Genomic DNA, 17952 nt, shown 5'->3' with positions numbered 1-17952 from the left:
TTATCTCAAGCTCTTCTGTGTTTTTTGAGAACTATCACTCACCTGAGGTGGAAGCGAATGGGCTTTAGTCGCATCGACAATAATTCCATAGCCATTACAATGTTCACAGGGCCCGCCTGCACCACCGCACACAGGGCATAGCCCCTCGTGAGCCAGGGATTCATTAGATAAACGAATGCTCACGAACATGACGAAGCCTAACGCTGTTAGGATCGCTAAAAAAATCCATAGGGGAAACATCACCTAACCTCTGCATCAGCATTAATTATAGCGAATGTCTATTCACAAGGACGACTCTGATGAAGGCCTTGCATATCTTTAGTCGTATTTATTTCTCCTGTAATTGCCAGGAACCATTCCAACTCTTTTTAGGCGGATGTTTCTGAAGCTGCTGACAACGTTCTAAATAAATCCGTGTTGCTTGATCCTCAGGTGTTTTACGGAGCAACGTCATAAAGGTTTCAATGGCAAGATCAAACTCACGCTGCTCGTACAGCATTCGGCCTTCTTCGTAGAGAGCAATGTGTTCTTGTTGAGTAGAGTTTAGGGGTTGTGATCGCAATCCCAACACTTCATATAAGTGCACTGGCTGCCGTTTACCCCGTACGCATACATAATCCAAATTTCTCACCCAGACGGTCTCCTTGCATAGCTTGTAGGTATTTTCGCTAATGATAATGGGGCAACCATAAAACTTGGTAGCACTCTCAATGCGAGAGGTGAGATTCACCCCATCACCAATGGCCGTAAACTCCATACGTTTACTGGAACCGATATTGCCCGTAATAACATCATCGGAATTAATGCCAATGCCAATTTGCAAAGTAGGCAAGCCCTGTAGCTGTTGTTGTTGATTAAAAACCGTCAGTTGTTGTTGCATACCTAAAGCGGTGGCAACTGCCCGCTGGGCATGATCTTCTTGGGGAAGTGGTGAGCCAAATACCGCCATAATGGCATCACCAATAAATTTGTCTAGGGTACCTCGGTGGGCAAAGATCACATCCACCATGGTCTCAAAGTAACGATTAAGGAGAACAACAATCTCTTCAGGGGCAAGCCGCTCAGTCAGTGCTGTATAGCTGCGAATATCAGCAAATAAAATCGATACAAACTGGCGCGCGCCGCCTAAGGTGGTGTTATTGTTATCCAGTAGTTGTTCAGCCAGATCCTGACTCAAATAGCGATACATAGTAGCCCGCACCGTCTCTGTTTCTCGTAGTGCAGCCTCTGCCCGCTTACGCTCGGTGATGTCCTGTACTGTCCCCGTAATCCGATCGGTTTCGATGTGAACATGCTCATTCACCGTACGCTCTGTACCATCGGGTAAAATCAGCCGATAGTCTAAACGGTAGGGTTTTTGATGGGTCCGTGCTACATTCCAAGCTAACCCCACCCGCCGCTGGTCCTCTGGGTGTACCCGTTCTAGAAATAACGATTGACTGGGTGGGACCGAACCAATAGGGTAGCCCAAAAGGTTATATAGCTCATTGGACCAAATGAGAGAATTATTTTGAGGCGACAGTGTATTGTCTTCCGTTTTTGTCACCACAGCATTGACAGTTTTATCAAGCGCTTTTTCATTCAGACTGATGCTCCAATCCCAGTTACCTAGCTGAGCAATGCGCTGGGCGTTAGCCAAGCTTGCTTCACTCCGGGCTAACTTTGCTCGACTTTGCTGACGTTCTGTCACAACCACCGACAAAACCAACGCCGTCAAGGTAATCACAGCCGCATAGGTCTGGAGTAGCAATATTGCTTCCTCTAGGTTGCCGTCCGCTTTCGTAATAAACGGCCCACCCCGGTGCACGGCCCCTGTCACGGCAATGACTGACACCAGGAAGCTGGCCAGGGTAGTTCCGCGCAACCCCAATCGCAGGGCAGACCAAACTACAAAGGGGAAGGGGAGGTATTCTAAGGGGTATTTTGCGATCGCACTATCCGTATGTGCCCCAAACACCATGGCACTGACGGCCACTAGCAATCCTAAACAAAGGCCTAACTCCCACCGGGAGCCAATGCGAAGGGTCATCTGCCGTTGCCGACCCGCTGCGATCGCTAACAATAGTGGTGTCAGCACCAAAATACCCATGCCATCTCCGAGCCAGATGACGATAGCATTTTGGACCAGCTCTTGCCCTGTTACTGCGCCAAACCCATAGCCCACAATAGTGCTATATACCGCATTAATAATAGGGGTGAGCAATACCCCAAAGCCGATAAAGGTTAGTAGATCATCCAGCTGCCAGTCGTATAGCTGCAAACTTTTCTCCCATCGACGGCGTAAGCAATAACTACCCACCACCGCCTGCAGAGCACTGCCAAAGCAGAGTATCAGAGACATGATCCAGGGTGCTTGATCAGCGAGCGAGGCCCAAAATGCACCCAAGGCAACGCCAACCCAGAGGCTTTGGCCATTTATTAACAGAGCAGCTAGGGCAATGCCAGCCGGTGGCCACAGGGGCGAAGCCGTCGCTTCTATATTCAGCGCGTTGGTGGATAGCTGGGCGGCGAGAAAGAAACAGACGGCCAGACAGCCGATACGCACCCAATAACTGGTGTGCCATTGATGCTCATTTGCCATTGCTCAGTAGATGTCATAATTTCACGCTACACTGGGACAAACCAATGGTTCCAGTGGTCCCCGTTGAAAAAAATGCAGGTGGGTAAGGTCAGGGTACCCAACATTAATACATGTGTTGGCTAATAGTAGCTATTTAGATGCCGGGGCAGTGAAGAGGCAATTAATGGGTAGCAAAGGTACTATTTACCTAGCATTGCTGATCCTCGGAATGATTTTAGTTATGAGACACCGTTAAGTAGCAATGACTTTAGACCGGTTCATCCCCTAAATCAGCAATCGCATTTATCCCAACAAATTCATTCCTTGACCCAGAGGTGACAGTTAAGGCTACAAGAAAGCGGCATTTGCCACAATTCTATCTGCACCTGACAACTAGTAGTCTGTGACATCAGGACGAAAACCACCTTTAGATCACCAGGCAAACTTGCAAAAGAGAGACAAACTTAATCGAAAAGAGTTTTGTTAGATACAATACATGCAGAAACATGTAGAAGCGTCAGCAATCCCTGAGAGGTCTAAATAACAACAAATACAAAGGCCTCAGGCCCATCATTAAAACATTACAACACAATGGGTTAGACCCCCTTACTGTCCCCCATACTACTGCACCACCTCCACTTAAGAACTACAAGGAGACTTTGATTAACAATTTAGACTAAAATCTAAAATATTTGTTAAAATCTTTTAGAGAGCCAGATAGCATTGATATCAGACAAAATGGCCCAGTTATCAAAGTTATCGTTGGACTTATACGTAGCTGATCCCCATAACATCCTCAAGGTCATCCTTTATGCTATGTACATCGAGTATTGAGTGAGGCCACTATGAAGAAAGTTGACAGTAAGGCAACTGGATGCTCCAATCAGCCTGGTCCAATTTCTTGGCAAAGCGTTCCTGAATTTATTCAAAAAGCATTGACTGCGCAGGGTTGCGTTCTACTTAGGCATCGTCAACAACGCCCGTTACTAGCACATATTCGCTTTCAATACACCCCTTTTTCCTATGAGGGCGCACTTTATTACCTACAGTGCTGGTCCCATGATGAATGGGGAGTTTCTCCTAGTCCAATCATCTTTCCCTCTGAAGGCTCTTGTTCTTCTGATGAACTCAACAACGGCAGCCTGCTTTCACTAACTGTCAAAAAAGCTGTTGCTAAGTTTTATGGCATTTTTCCGGACAACTCTCCCTCTACTCCACCGTCACCTACCAAACAGTATGACGATAGATTACTACCGTTAGCTGGTTAAACCCATACGTGACGAATGCTGTCCCACGCTGAGTCGGCAGACAGCATTCCCTATCACTCGATCATTTGTTCTAGCTCAATCAGTGGAATTAGCCAGGCTACATCATAGGCAGCCAAGGTAACACTGAGGGTATCATCAACAATTCGCCAACCGCGACGCCCCATCAGGTCATACCAGTAATTATCCTGAGGAATTGCACAGAAAGGTTTGTTAGATCCATCATGGGACGTGTCTAACCTTTCTGATGACTGGGTATAGACGCCAGCCACCCCTAACCGCTCCAGTGGAATCATAATCTGACAGCGCTGGGGTGTCACATTAGTTAGCGTTAAAATATGTTGCTCACAGTCAGGCGAAATCCGTAGCAACGCAAAAACCGCCGGATCCACTTGAATTATTTTTTGGTCACCATTGGGATGAAAAGCCTTATTGCTGACCCGCACATCCAATAGTCGACTGAGTTGTGTAATCATCTGAGCAGGTCTAGAGTCAAGGTTTTTCAGTTCTTGCTTCAGGTCTGCGTAGTGAATTACAGCACGATTAATATCGCGTTTCACTTTTGTTTTTAGGACCGTCTCAATATTGTTACGGGTGCCAACGAGACCATGCAAGTAAATTCCTGGAATGCCTCTAAGGACTAACGCAATACTGCGAGACGCGACCATACGTTTAATTTGTAACTCTAGATCCTCATATTCACTATCCAAATTCAAGGCGCTAAACCAGGTGGAATTAATCTCATAGGGTTCTTCCACACCTCCTTCAGCCGTTCGATAGGAAATTAAGGCCCCGTGTTCTCTAGCACATCGAATGATAAAGCTAATCTGTTGCTCTGACAAAATATTTTTGACGCCCAATAAACCGATCCCATCATGGGTATCAAGAATATTAAAAAATGTCATCGCATCCGACGGATACTCTAGAGTCTGTACCCATTTGGATAATTCTGTTGCGTCTTCTCGGTAAAAGGTATATAACACCAGCGGTGGCAAAGCGAAGTTATACACCATCTGAGCTTCATCATATCCATTACCGAAATAGGTAATATTCTCTTCATGGGGAATGTTAGTTTCAGTTGTTAAGGCAACTTGTGGTGCTGCAATGTCCAAGACATCCCTAAATAACCGAATCACCTCATGGGTTTGGGCCAGGTTAGCGCAGGGCGTTCCCGGTTCTTCCCATAAATAGGTCACTGCATCCAAACGAACAATATCGGCCCCCCGCCGAACATAGAGCAGTAACGTATCAATTACCTCCAGCAGAACTTTGGGATTCGTAAAGTTCAGATCAATTTGATCTGGTGAAAATGTTGTCCAGACCCAGATGGGACCCTCAATGGACTGATATTGGGTCAAAATATCCGATGTGCGCGGTCGCACAATCATCTCTCGCTGTTCAGGCGTCAGCTCATCGGGTGAACGGTAAGCGGTGGCAAAGTTATGATAATCCGGATTGCCATTCAGCATTTCCTGAAAAGCTTTACTTTGAGAAGATGCATGGTTAAAAACACCATCAAACATCAACCGATAACGTTCTCCTAGGGACTCGATATTCTTCCAGGAACCAAGGTTTGGGTCTACCTCTCTAAAATTGGTAATAGAAAAGCCACGGTCAGAGCTGTAGGGAAAGAATGGCAAAATATGCACAGTATTGAATACCCCGCGCAGACCAGGCGTGCATTCTAAAAAGTCAGCTAGTGTTACCAGGGGAGAGACTGATTCGCTGATCAAAATATCGCCATAGGTAATCAGGGCAATATCTTGTTGTGTAAATCTATCGACAGGATTAAAGTGACCATTCTCTGCCTTCTTCCCAGGTGTTTTGTGGGCATCGTGCACCTTGATCAGTCGCTCTAGCTCAGGGAGAGCTCGAGTAGCATCTGTTTCACCATAGAGAAAGGTCAGTCGTCCTAATAATCGCTGTCGTTGCTCTGAAGAAATCTGTAACAGTGGGCATGTATAGTCTGGGGCAGCACTATAGGCTTTTCTCTTGAGAAAATCAGAGCTTGACATAAAATACAGACCTTAGAGGACGACTAGCCCAGATTCTCCAGTTATCAATAGGCTCATTTTCAGGTGTATCGAACTCTTACCAACAATGGCAAGCATTCCCAAAAATTAGCGCTGGATTCTTGATAAAAATTGAAATTTTGTATCAAACTACACCTTACAAAATTGCGCCCAGGAGACAGGTCTATGCTACCTTTTTGTGGAAATGCTTAAAATCTCCTAGGCCATGTATGGGCATTACAGAGGTATAAACTCTGCATATTCTTTAAGAAGGGGATATGGGCTATCAAGGAGTGTGGCAGCAAATCTGGTAATAACAACAGGTGCTCCACTTCCTGTAAAGAAATGGAGCACCTATGAAGGAAACGCTTGTACTTTCTAGAATATGAGACTAAATATTGGTGCAGGTAATCACCTGACCAACGGCTGCTGAAATAGCTTCAATAAGACGTAAGTATCTAGACTGTGATTTTAGATACCCACTCCTGAACGAATGCGATCGCACTCTCCAACCAGCTACAACCCATAAAGTTGCAAATTTCAATTGTCGCAAGCAGCATAAGGGTGTTCATAATTATTTCTCCAAAACCTTAGCTACCCATACGCCAGCGGTTAGCTTCTCCCAGGGACACCCTCGTAAAGATCATATAAAGTTCTGAAAAGGCTACGGCATTCAAATTTTGAACTGCCTAGGGCATTGCTGATGGCCTCCGGTTAGGCAATAAAATGAGTAGGCCCCACCGGGTTCTTTGTGAGCCAGGTCAATGAACGCATCCATATGATTGCCAATGAAAGTTAGACACCGTTAGGCATATGCATAAAAACAACATTCAACTCGGCGATTAATAAGACCACCACTGTGGCACTACTTGATTCACCATTTGTCGCACCGTCTTATTAATCGCCCGTGCTGCCTGAATGTGGGGTTCATCGGGCACAATGGGGGTAATTTCTGCCGCTGTTCCGGTGCCCAGCATGCTAATTACCTGATTCGCTGCTTCTAAGCCAGTAACATAGGCCTTTTCCTGGGACCAGGAGCCGTGGCGCGTCACAATCCAATCACCACTCATAAACACATTGCTAAAGCTGGTTGTTCCCGGCAGCAGATAGCGATAGCTTCCCGGTGCAAAGTGGCTAACACCCTGGGAGATTCTCACAACGGCTTGGTCGACAACCTGGGCATCAGCAAACTCTGGAATACAGCCTGCCAAGTCTTTTTTCGTCAGGCTAACCACCTGTTCGTCACTTAAAGGCAACAACTGATTTGCATGGTAGTAGTCCACCTCAATCACACTACCGGGTTCATCCTTATACTCATCATGGAGAGCATTTAAGTCAAAGAAGGTCCATCCTGTGGCCTGATGAAAACCAAAGCAGGCATTGGATGGCAATGGTACGTCAATTTTGCGATCAAACCACAGTCGTGTCGCCAACACATCCACACCACCGAGGTTTTGCAAATCCCTAAATTCAGATCGATTGCGTAGAGCGTCACTGGCCGCAACAATCTTTTTCATCCCAGTAATGCCGACTGAGAAAATTACGGCATCTGCATCAAAGGTCTCATCCCCATCCATACCTGTGCAGACTACACCTGTCACGCGGTTATCCTTTACCTGCACATCACTAACTCGCTTATTGGCCAATACTTTGCCACCTAAAGACTCAATCCGTTCTACCCAGGGACGAAAGATCATCTCGCCTACGGTGCCTCGACACCAGCGCACATCAAAGTCAGGCTGGTGGGCCAAAATAAAGTAGTAGAGCATGCCCAATGCCGCCGCTGCCGAACATTGCTCACCCGGGGCAAACAGCCCCACCAGCAACATGGGTTCAAAGGATTCTTTATATAGACGTTCTGAAACACCATACTGCTTAAATAGCTCTCTAGCGGTCATGCCGTCGTAACGTTTCCAGGCATCGTCAGAGTTATCAAAATCCACCACTGCGTATAGCAACGGCAGTGCCGACAGCCGATCTGCCAGGGGTAGCCGCTTAAATTTGGTATGGACAAAGGTGCCCATGGGGCTGGGCAAATAAGGCATTGCCTGGAATAGGGGCGACTCCACCTCTAGACCCGCTGGGGAATATTGAGACGAGCGGGTATAGGGGGTAAACGGTTGAATACCCAGTTCATCCACCAGGCCAAAAATATTGTTGTAGGGATACCAGAAACCGTGAATACCGGCTTCTACAGAACGTCCCCCCGGCGTTTTCCAACCAGCAACTAGGCCACCGGGCTGGGGGCCAGCCTCAAGTAGCGTAACGTCATAGCCTTGCTTGGCTAGATGATAGGTAGCTCCAAGGCCAGCCCAGCCAGCACCAACAACGATTACTTTTTTCTCGGCTGAATTCATAAATTGCTTACTCGCCTACCTTTGTACTGTAGACCAGAAGCTCATCCGGTGCAGCCAGTCGCGATGCTCATCCCTAGTAAAGGGATTCACCAGACATCGCCAGAGGTATTAGCCAATAGCTTGATCAATCCTTTCCAGAAGTTAGGTATTATCCATTTCCATGGGATTGCCAGCGCTGACTAGACTGAGAAGTGGCCCCATCTGTTCCTGCCCATTGAGGGCTAGTTCACTGTGGCACAAATAAAGTCTTTCTGTTGTTCGTCCTAATAAATCTCGCAAAATTCTCTCTAACCTGGCCTCGTGCATGGTCTCTGTATCCGCAGCTGTTACCGGTCGTTCTGGCCAACTGCTTAAGAAAATCTCAGCCCCAAACAGTTCATCACGACCCGTCAGCCAGCGGGGAGAACCGGCATCTAGCCAAAACTGCCAACGGTGGGTAAGTCGCTGGGCTCGATACTGAAATACAGTGGCCAACGTTACCCCTTGCCGCTCTCCATCTAACGATCTGGCCGGATAGGGATTGGCTGATACTGTGCCTCGCTGCAGTAAACGGATAAAACGCCCCACATCACTGAGAGAATCGTCTCCTGGCATACCGCCATAGAGAGCCAAGCGCTGCTCCACATCCCAAAAGTATTGAGCCGTTTCCATCAGTTCTCGCAGAGCTGAAAGCTGATCGATGGGTAGATAGTTACCACGCCATAAAAAGTCTTGCACTGCCCGGTCCAGCATGATCACTGGACTGGTGGGATACCGCTGCTGCTGTTGTTTCTTTTGTTCGCTGAGCCAGTCCAAAATACGATTATAGGACTCTGTAGCCTGGTGGCCCAGACGATCCCACCGGGGAAAATTCTCCACCGGCAGCAGGCGAGGATGCTCAATATCGGGGACAAAACAATGGTCGGCAATTAACTCCGACCGCACTGGATCAATGCGGGTCAGGTCGAACCAGGGCAAACTGGCCTCAGTTTCTGGGGTTTGGCTGAGCACCACTAGCATTTCAGCCACGGCATCACGATTAACCAGTCGTCCTAACCCCGGATAAACCAGAGATAGTAAGGCAAGCAAAGCCCGCACAAATGGAGAACTAATTAAAGGTCGCTGATCTTTAAGGGAGGCAACAACAATGCCTCGATCACTCAAAATCTCGATTAGACTGTAGCGAGCAATGGCGTCTAAACCAGGGCCAATCACCGCAATTTCTGCTGGCGTCACTACTTCACGGTGAATGGCATCGGCCATAAAATCCGCAGTCTGCCGCAGCATTTTGCCTCGGGTGGTGGCTGTGATTAATTGCACCTGCTCGGGCAATTCGGGGATGGTCAACGGGTCTTGCACCCACTGCACCACATCATCGGCCATGGTGTAGCTGAGGCTATCAGTATTGGGGTGGGGCAGCTGTATCTGCTCACAGTCTGTTGCCAATGTTAGAGTGGCCGCAGGGTCAGCTCCTACGCCTAACCGCACTTGACCGCTGGGGTTATAGGTAAATGCCTGGGAGCGACCGGCAGTTTTGAAGATTTGGAAGAGGGGAATTGCGATCGCACTATACTCATCGACATCATCGGCAGCTGTCCCAGCAAATCTCTCTAGCAGCTGCGCCTGATACTGAGATAAAGGCAACAAGTATCGCCAATAAAGCTCCGTCATCAGTCCATAGGTAAGCAACCCTCGTTCCAAACACCAAATGCGCCACTGCAACAGCGCAGCCCCAATCGCTTCCCAGGTGTTGGCTGGTACCAGGTTCGGCATCATTCCCTGTTGCAGTCGCAGGGTAATTTCTTCAGTTGGAATACCTGCCGAAGCTGCCAACTGCAATAAATCTAGAGCCCGTCGCACCGTTTGGGATTCTGGCCAGCCTTCCACTTGCAACTCTTCTGCCAAAAGTGGCTCCCATAGCTGCAACGCCAACAGTTGTTCATTTTCAGGACGCAGCTTGAGGGGAAACTGAGCTTTAAGAACCAGAGACTCTACTAGCAAAGGCCAGAAAAGAATGACTTCATTCTGAATAAAACCAGCGGGCGTAGTTGTGGTGTAAGGTACCTGATCTTGCACAGCAGATGCTAGCCGCTGAGCTAAAGCCATGCGGTTATCACCGTTGGCAGCAAACACTAACCAAGGACGTTCAGCCGTAGCCGTCTGCTGCAATAGCCAATTTATCAAATGCTGGGTTTTACCACTGCGCGTAGGCCCCGTAATCCACATCGATACCATAGCCGCCTCGTCATCCTGGACCATGACATCTGATAGTAGCTCTAATATTCGTTCTTAGTTGTGAGTGATTAGTTGTGAGTAATAAAACCCTTATACAGCAAAGAATAGCAGTTCTTAAATTTTAGGCCTTTGGGCAGTTGTCCCCATCCTTAGAGCGTCTCAATAATAGAAAAGGCTCGCATAATGCGAGCCTTTTCTAAAGGTAATAAGCAGTTAGCCGCTACTCAGGCAAGCCAGTCAAAAATTCAAAGCTGTCTTAGGAAATTACGGTTGTCAAAGCAATCAAGCCAACCACCAGGGCAGCACCAGCAAGACCCAAAATAACGTAGTTACGCTTTTCACTGGCTGTCGGAGGCTGAGCCTCATACATCTTGGGCTCAGAAGCAAAATTGTTAAGGCGTCCACCTTCTTCAGTGGTGTATGGCATAGGTATAAACTCTTACGGCACCATCACCTGTTAGCTTAGCAAAAGTTAGTGTAGTTATTTATCAAATTCGACACATTACACAATAAATCGCAATAATTGCTTCCGCAGGCACTTTCATATCGAGTAGTGAAATCAGCACCTAATCGGGGTGAGATTCCCTCCTAGAGAGCGTTGAACTGATCGATACAATACTATTGAAGGCTCCATGAGGAGATGCGATGGCAGCATCCGCCCAAAATCCCCAGCCCAAAATCCCGTCATCGCAAACGCAGTGCTGGCTAACGACTTGGCATGCAATCAAGTCCGGTATATCTCTAGATCAGGTCACCCAACGAGTGCTGAAATGGTTCGCAGTCGATGATGACCAAGTTGCCAACATCCTGGAAAAAATCAGGGCGGAACTACCTACCACTGAAGCTTGGCTGATCGGCAAACCCCAATCGGGCAAAAGTTCAATCGTGCGTGGGTTAACCGGAGTCTCTGCAGATATTATTGGCCAGGGATTTCGGCCCCATACCCAACACACCCAGCGTTACGCTTATCCATCAGCAGATCTGCCACTGCTGTTATTTACAGATACGGTTGGGCTAGGAGATGTGGACCGCGATGTAGACAGCATCCTACAAGAACTCCAACATGACCTTGCTCAGCAGGCGCGCGGGGCGCGGATCTTGCTGGTGACAGTTAAGGTCAATGACTTTGCAGTGGAGAGTCTGCACCAGATTTTGCGTGGTGTTAGAGCCCAGCATCCAACAATTCCAGTGGTTTTAGTTGTCACCTGTCTGCACGAGCTTTATCCTACCGGGGCTGAGCATTCGCCCTACCCACCTACACAAACATCAATTCAACGGGCCTTTGGTGAACTCAAACGCAGTTTTGACGGTCTCTTTGACAGTGCCATTATGGTTGACTTCACCCTTGAAGAAGACGGCTACACTCCTGTTTTTTATGGGCTGGATGCGCTACTCACTGTCCTATCTGACCAGCTGCCCGAAGCAGAGTCCAATGCTATCCATCAACTGCTAGATCAGGCTGATGACGCCACCACCCAACTAGGGGCGATCTATCGAGATGTGGCTCGACGTTACATTTCAGCTTTTTCCGTGATTGCGGCCACATTAGCTGCGGTGCCGCTACCCTTCGCCACGATGCCAGCGATTACGGCGCTGCAAGTTTCCATGATTGTTGCCCTGGGGCAACTTTATGGTCAACGCCTCAGCTTTTCCCAAGCAGGCGGTGTTGCTAGTACCATCGCTGGAGGTTTCTTGGCCCAAGCCATCGGGCGAGAATTGATTAAATTGATCCCCGGTTTCGGCAGCGTTGTTGCGGCTTCATGGGCAGCAGCTTATACCTGGGCGTTGGGTGAAGGTGCATGCATTTACTTTGGCGATCTGATGGGTGGGAAAAAGCCTGACCCTGAACGCATTCAAGCCGCCATGAAAGATGCCTTTAAATCGGCAAAGGAGAGATTTCGTAAAAACCCCATGTAGGGGCGTTGCATGGAACGCTCCTAAACAACGGATTCGTTTATTATCCAAAATAGGGTGGTTGTGTATTTTTATGGGGCCAACTATTAGAAATGAAGTGCCATAACGTAGGCGCAGCCAAACACAGGCCGATAAGGCCCACCCACCAAGTCTGCTGAAAATCACCAATATCAAATGTTTGGGGACCAGGTGATAGCAATTCCGGTGCAACCGAGACAACATTGTTGAGCGCATGGGCAATAATCGGCACCCACAAACTGCGGGTGCGAATATACAACAGCGCCATAATCACACCAAACATGGTGAGCCCCAAGGGGTTGTTGATGTGTAACATGCCAAACAGTAAAGATGACATGATAATCCCCACAGGCAAATTCCATCGCACAGCCCAGCGTTGTAATAACACACCCCGAAATACAAATTCTTCAGCGATGGGGGCAAAAACCAGAACAACAAACAGCATCAAGTAGCGATATAGACCAGGAGCCACTGTTTCAACATTTAGCAGCTGTTCCGTCAGTCGTTCTTCCACAAACCCAGGAGCAAATAGTGAGACGGGGTAAAACAGCAATAAAAAGCTACTGAAAGAGAAAATCAGCATACTGGAAATTAACAATATGCCATAGGCCCACGGGAAACGCGGCGGCGGCCCAAATAAACGAGTTAGCTGCAAACCAGCTCGCTGCCCGGTGGTGATAAGAACGACACACACCAATCCAAAAATAATTATGAACTGGACAGGTATCCACAGTTTGTCATTTAGGGGCCAGGGCAGCAGCCGTTGATAATCAAGGATGCCATAGATAATTTCTACCAGCAGGTTGCTCACAATAAAAGCAACTAACACATGGGTACGGAATTTGAGTACTTCGAAGGGGTTCCTACCCATGCGAACACCTTAATAATTAGAGTGCATTTAATTTCAAAACAGATGACCCACTCGGGCATTACGGATCTATGCCGTGCATCAGAAACGATATGACGCGTCGGGATGTAACAACATATTTGTACCAGAGCTATGTTAAAACTGCATAGCAGTAGCGGTTTATCAGGATAGATATATGTGCGATCGCACAGACTCACACCCTCGCAAACCCTGGCAGTCCCATACCCTATGGTCCAAACTCCAAGCCCAAACCGAGCATGGCTTAACTACTGAAGCCCTAAAACCCATCGACACCGAGTATGAACTTGTTACCGATGGGTGTGTGGAGTTTATTATAAGAATTTTAACCAACCTAAACCGCAAAGCTCAGGCCCGTAAGGTTCAGGCCAAGAAAAAGACCAATCCGTTTTTACCCTACGACCCCAACCTTTATGTCACAGACATCTCCGACACCCATGTCTGTCTGCTAAACAAGTTTAATGTCGTTGACCATCATTTTCTGATCGTCACCCGTAGCTTTGAGTCTCAGCTCGACTGGCTTAACCTGGCTGATTTTGAAGCCCTTTGCCGCTGTATAGAAGAAGTCGCTGGCTTATTTTTCTACAATGGTGGATCCGCTGCTGGAGCCAGTCAACCCCATAAACACCTTCAGCTTATCCCCCAACAGTCCATGGATTTGCCCATTGAAGCAGCCATCCGCGTCACCAATTTTATTGATGGCATCGGTCAGTCGCCTCAGCTGCCCTATGCCCACCGCATCGTTCAACTCAGTCCTGATGACGGACCGCAGCAATGGCTTCAGCATTATCGACGACTATTACATAGCCTGGCACTAGATGATCCCACCGGACAATGGCAAGGGTCCCAGCGAGATGCCTATAACCTACTGGGCACACGCAACTGGTTAATGGCCGTGCCACGACGTCAGGATGACTATCTGGGCATCTCGGTCAACTCCCTCGGTTTTGCCGGTTCGTTATTGGTCAAAAACCAAGAGCAAATGGACAAACTTAAAGAAATCGGACCGATGACCTTATTAAAGGAAGTCGGCAAGGCAATTTAACTATGTAGGGACGCTCCATGGAACGTCCCTACCATAATGGGAATGTCCCTACACGAGTGGATACAACCCACATCTAAATTAGAGCGGAAATATCTTCGCCGCATTCATCGGCCAAGAAACATAGGGCCCGGAAGCGTAAACCCACTACCTCGTCATATAAAGGGTTAAGCTTACACATCGGAGGGATGTGAGCGATTGTGCGGCCAAACAGGACAATATCACGTTCAAATGGACATTGAGCAGGAACGACGCGAGCAATCCAACGTGCTTGCTCAGGGTCTTTAACATTTAAAGAATCGATCCAGAATCGAAGAGGCTGCAACGGCTTGAACTGGAACTTGATGCCATGGAGAACGTGGTTCTTCAGAAATGCAGTGGCAGAAGACATGAGTTAGAAAGAAAGACTTAATTTTTCAGGAGAACAGATTGTTAGAAGCGCTGACTGTTTAGATAGAAGATTTATAAGGAGTTTAGTTATTAGAAACGCTAACTGTTCAGACAATGGAGTTATAAGGACTTGAGGAGTTGTGTGTTAATTCCCTCTAAGGTAAGCAATTAACGTTGTGCCTAGGTAAAGCGAATAATAACCCTGACGAAAGTTTTCTAAAGGTCTAATAAAGAACGGAAACTATAAAAACAATGTAATTTGAACTGGATTTCAGCCCAAAATAAATGCTAGAAGATGGATCCCAATTTGTGTGTTACGAACGAGACATTTTCTAGAATCTGATGCAAGATACGCATCTGACCTTTACCTTTCCGGATACTCGTAGCCCCTCAGAAAAACTTTGCAAATTTAGTCAAGGCCGTTGGTAGAAAACTAGGGAACGGAATAACACTAAAGTCATCTTGCCCAGATTCCCAAAGTTATTACCTACGAGATTGACGTAACAATAATTACCTCTCTCGGTAAATATATTAGTCAGTATTCAGCGGCATTAGGCAGTTCCCATCAGATTACCGTTGGGTAAAGCACTTAAGACATTGGGCAAGAAATTTGTCAAACCTGATACTCTACGCTGACCATCTTCTAGAGAATTGAATAAACTCAACAAAAGTTGATACGCCAGGTATGGCCACACTGCACAGCTACAGGGAGCATCTGAATTGCGGCATCTGAATTGCGGCATCTGATGGATACTGCGCAGGCAGACCAAGCATGGGGCGGTTCTAAGGATCGGTTATCGCGAATTAAGCAACACCATGTCGTGATATACGCTTAGTTAGCACTCTGACTCAGAGAGTGCTAAGGTCTTTCATTGCAGAGCTAAACGAGCTGACTATGGCGAAACTGGTAGTATTTGATGAAAAGTCCCGCCAGGCTTTAGAACAAGGCGTTAACGCCCTGGCCGATGCGGTCAAAATTACCCTTGGTCCTAAGGGTCGTAACGTTGTTCTTGAAAAGAAATTCGGCGCACCTCAGATTGTCAATGACGGCATCACCATTGCTAAGGAAATTGAGCTGTCTGATCCCTATGAAAACACCGGGGCACGGTTAATCCAAGAAGTAGCTTCTAAAACTAAGGACTTAGCTGGTGACGGTACCACCACAGCCACTGTGTTGGCTCAGGCAATTATCCGTGAAGGCCTCAAGAACGTAGCGGCTGGTGCGAACCCCGTGAGCCTACGTCGCGGTATTGAAAAAGCCGTTGCCAAATTGGTTGATGAGATTGCAGCGGTCGCTAAGCCTGTAGAAGGTAAGGAGATCGCCCAGGTAGCTACGGTATCCGCTGGTAGTGATGAAGCCATCGGCAGCATGATTGCCGAGGCTATGAATAAAGTTACTAAGGACGGTGTCATTACCGTTGAAGAATCTAAGTCCCTCAATACCGAACTCGATGTGGTTGAAGGGATGCAGATTGACCGGGGTTATATTTCCCCTTACTTCGTCACCGATCAAGAGCGAATGATCGCTGATCTTGAAGGTGCACTGGTTCTGATCACCGATAAGAAGATCAGTTCTATGCAGGACCTGGTAGGCGTCCTAGAAAACATCGCCCGTGCTGGCAAGCCCCTCGTCATCGTTGCTGAAGATGTAGACGGCGAAGCGCTGGCAACATTGGTTGTCAACAAGGCTCGTGGCGTCTTGAATGTCGCTGCGGTTAAGGCTCCTGGTTTTGGCGATCGCCGTAAGGCTATGCTGCAGGATATTGCTGTACTGACAGGTGGTCAGGTCATTTCTGAAGACATTGGTCTCAGCCTGGAAATGGCGACGGTCGAAATGCTAGGTACTGCCGATAAGATCACCATTACCAAGGACACCACTACTATTGTGTCTGAGAGTGGCAATAAGGCAGATATCGACGAGCGCATCGGTCAGATTCGTAGAGAGTTGAACGAAACTGACTCTGATTATGACAAGGAAAAGCTATCTGAGCGTTTGGCTAAGCTAGCGGGTGGTGTGGCCGTAATCAAGGTTGGTGCTGCCACTGAAACTGAACTGAAAGACCGCAAGCTACGCATTGAAGATGCCCTAAGCGCAACTAAAGCAGCTGTGGACGAGGGTATCGTTCCTGGTGGTGGTATTACGCTATTGCACCTGGCGCAAAAGCTTGACGACCTTAAAGCTAGCCTCAGCCCTGAAGAGCAGACTGGTGTCGACATCGTTATGCGGGCTGTAGAAGCTCCTCTGCGTCAGATTGCTGACAATGCTGGTGATGAAGGTAGCGTAGTTGTCGAGAAGGCACGTTCACTTCCTTTTAATGAAGGTTACAACGCCCTAACCGGTGCCTACGAAGACCTGATGGCTAGCGGTATTGTTGATCCCGCTAAGGTTGTACGTTCTGCGTTGCAGGATGCTGCGTCTATCGCTGGCATGGTCTTAACGACCGAAGCACTTGTGGTTGAGAAGCCTGAACCTGAAGCTGCTGCACCTGGTGGTGACATGGGCGGCATGGGCGGCATGGGCGGCATGGGTGGCATGGGTGGCATGGGCGGCATGGGCATGCCCGGCATGATGTAACATCCATCCTGTCTTTTTAAGGCCATATTTTGTAGGGGCGTTCCATGGAACGCCCCTACGTTTTTTATGATTGATTGGCGCAGGGATATTAATCGGCTATATTCTAAATAGTACATATTTACTTAGCGATTGGAAAAAGCCAGTGACTCAAGTGTCTGACCCAGCCAAGCTCCATGAGGTGGAACTCAGCCAGCGGATTTTAGAGATGGCAAGGGCAGGTGTGTATCGCGAGTCGCTGTTTGATACGTTTAATGGGGTGGCGAGCAAGCGTCAGGTGCGGGCTGCGATCGCAACCGCCAAACAGTTCGGCCTCCGTTCCAACCCAGCGCTCCGGGATACTGACCTGGGTACTTACTACCACATTGATTCCAAGCAATACGACAGCTTTCAAACGCTACTAGAATCAGCAATTTCGCCTGTATCCACCGATGATGTGGCCACTCGTCTGCGCAAACTAACGGAAGCTGTGCAGATTTTGGTGCGGGTATCGGGTGGCGTTGCGATCGCTCTTCTAATTAGCGGTAGTCTCTGTGTGCTGAATGGCAAGCTGACGCTAGCCGCAACTATCTGGAGCGCATCTCTGGCCGTAAGCCTGGTTTGGATGCTGCAAAAATTATTGGTTGGGTCATTGTTGGATTAAGGTTTTGCCCTCGGTATACCAATAAAAAATTAGATACCCCGCAGGGGCAATCCCTTGTGGTTGCCCCAATTCCTACGGA

At 47.9% G+C, this 17952-nt stretch carries 12 protein-coding genes; 5 read left to right on the top strand and 7 right to left on the bottom strand.

The annotated features are described in order from the left end of the window. Positions 1-328 precede the first annotated feature (328 nt). On the bottom strand, positions 329-2581 hold the full coding sequence (locus QGP82_RS29330) for an MASE1 domain-containing protein (protein WP_499061789.1): 2253 nt from the start codon (positions 2579-2581) through the stop codon (positions 329-331). Positions 2582-3405: 824 nt separating this feature from the next. Between QGP82_RS29330 and QGP82_RS29325 the strand changes: the two genes are divergently transcribed. Beyond that, the gene (locus QGP82_RS29325; RefSeq protein ID WP_499061788.1) at positions 3406-3828 is read left to right on the top strand and encodes a hypothetical protein; all 423 of its coding nucleotides are present in this window, start codon (positions 3406-3408) and stop codon (positions 3826-3828) included. Positions 3829-3881: 53 nt separating this feature from the next. Here QGP82_RS29325 and QGP82_RS29320 read toward each other — a convergent pair whose 3' ends face one another. The 4 genes from QGP82_RS29320 to psb34 form a co-directional block, all read right to left on the bottom strand. Beyond that, positions 3882-5840: a sugar phosphorylase gene (locus QGP82_RS29320; RefSeq protein WP_499061787.1), complete on the bottom strand. Its 1959-nt coding sequence runs from the start codon at positions 5838-5840 to the stop codon at positions 3882-3884. Positions 5841-6679: 839 nt separating this feature from the next. Further along, positions 6680-8194 carry a hydroxysqualene dehydroxylase gene (locus QGP82_RS29315; RefSeq protein WP_163667580.1) on the bottom strand — a complete coding sequence of 505 codons (1515 nt, stop codon included), beginning with the start codon at positions 8192-8194 and terminating at the stop codon, positions 6680-6682. Positions 8195-8335: 141 nt separating this feature from the next. Next, positions 8336-10432, bottom strand: a complete 2097-nt coding sequence (locus tag QGP82_RS29310; RefSeq protein ID WP_499061786.1) for a hypothetical protein — start codon at positions 10430-10432, stop codon at positions 8336-8338. Positions 10433-10664: 232 nt separating this feature from the next. Next, the gene (psb34, locus tag QGP82_RS29305) at positions 10665-10835 is read right to left on the bottom strand and encodes a photosystem II assembly protein Psb34 (protein ID WP_163667573.1); all 171 of its coding nucleotides are present in this window, start codon (positions 10833-10835) and stop codon (positions 10665-10667) included. A gap of 218 nt (positions 10836-11053) precedes the next feature. Here psb34 and QGP82_RS29300 point away from each other — a divergent pair, with 218 nt between their 5' ends. Beyond that, on the top strand, positions 11054-12325 hold the full coding sequence (locus QGP82_RS29300) for a GTPase family protein (protein WP_499061785.1): 1272 nt from the start codon (positions 11054-11056) through the stop codon (positions 12323-12325). Positions 12326-12365: 40 nt separating this feature from the next. Here QGP82_RS29300 and QGP82_RS29295 read toward each other — a convergent pair whose 3' ends face one another. Beyond that, the gene (locus QGP82_RS29295) at positions 12366-13211 is read right to left on the bottom strand and encodes a CPBP family intramembrane glutamic endopeptidase (RefSeq protein ID WP_163667567.1); all 846 of its coding nucleotides are present in this window, start codon (positions 13209-13211) and stop codon (positions 12366-12368) included. Positions 13212-13383: 172 nt separating this feature from the next. Here QGP82_RS29295 and QGP82_RS29290 point away from each other — a divergent pair, with 172 nt between their 5' ends. Next, complete coding sequence (locus QGP82_RS29290; protein WP_163667564.1) at positions 13384-14271, top strand: ATP adenylyltransferase family protein; 888 nt, start codon at positions 13384-13386, stop codon at positions 14269-14271. Positions 14272-14344: 73 nt separating this feature from the next. Here QGP82_RS29290 and QGP82_RS29285 read toward each other — a convergent pair whose 3' ends face one another. After that, positions 14345-14659 carry a Mo-dependent nitrogenase C-terminal domain-containing protein gene (locus tag QGP82_RS29285; protein ID WP_163667560.1) on the bottom strand — a complete coding sequence of 105 codons (315 nt, stop codon included), beginning with the start codon at positions 14657-14659 and terminating at the stop codon, positions 14345-14347. Positions 14660-15553: 894 nt separating this feature from the next. Here QGP82_RS29285 and groL point away from each other — a divergent pair. Together groL and QGP82_RS29275 are read left to right on the top strand one after the other, a co-directional pair. Continuing rightward, positions 15554-17233: a chaperonin GroEL gene (groL, locus tag QGP82_RS29280; RefSeq protein ID WP_163667556.1), complete on the top strand. Its 1680-nt coding sequence runs from the start codon at positions 15554-15556 to the stop codon at positions 17231-17233. Between the two features lie 142 nt (positions 17234-17375). Continuing rightward, on the top strand, positions 17376-17873 hold the full coding sequence (locus QGP82_RS29275; RefSeq protein WP_163698269.1) for a hypothetical protein: 498 nt from the start codon (positions 17376-17378) through the stop codon (positions 17871-17873). Positions 17874-17952 lie beyond the last annotated feature (79 nt).

It is taken from the genome of Leptothoe sp. LEGE 181152, from assembly GCF_032906605.1.
GTDB classification, from domain to species: Bacteria; Cyanobacteriota; Cyanobacteriia; order Phormidesmidales; family Phormidesmidaceae; genus Leptothoe; species Leptothoe turfae.
Note: the sequence above shows the minus strand (reverse complement) of the source record. Positions and strands in the feature narration are given on the sequence as shown.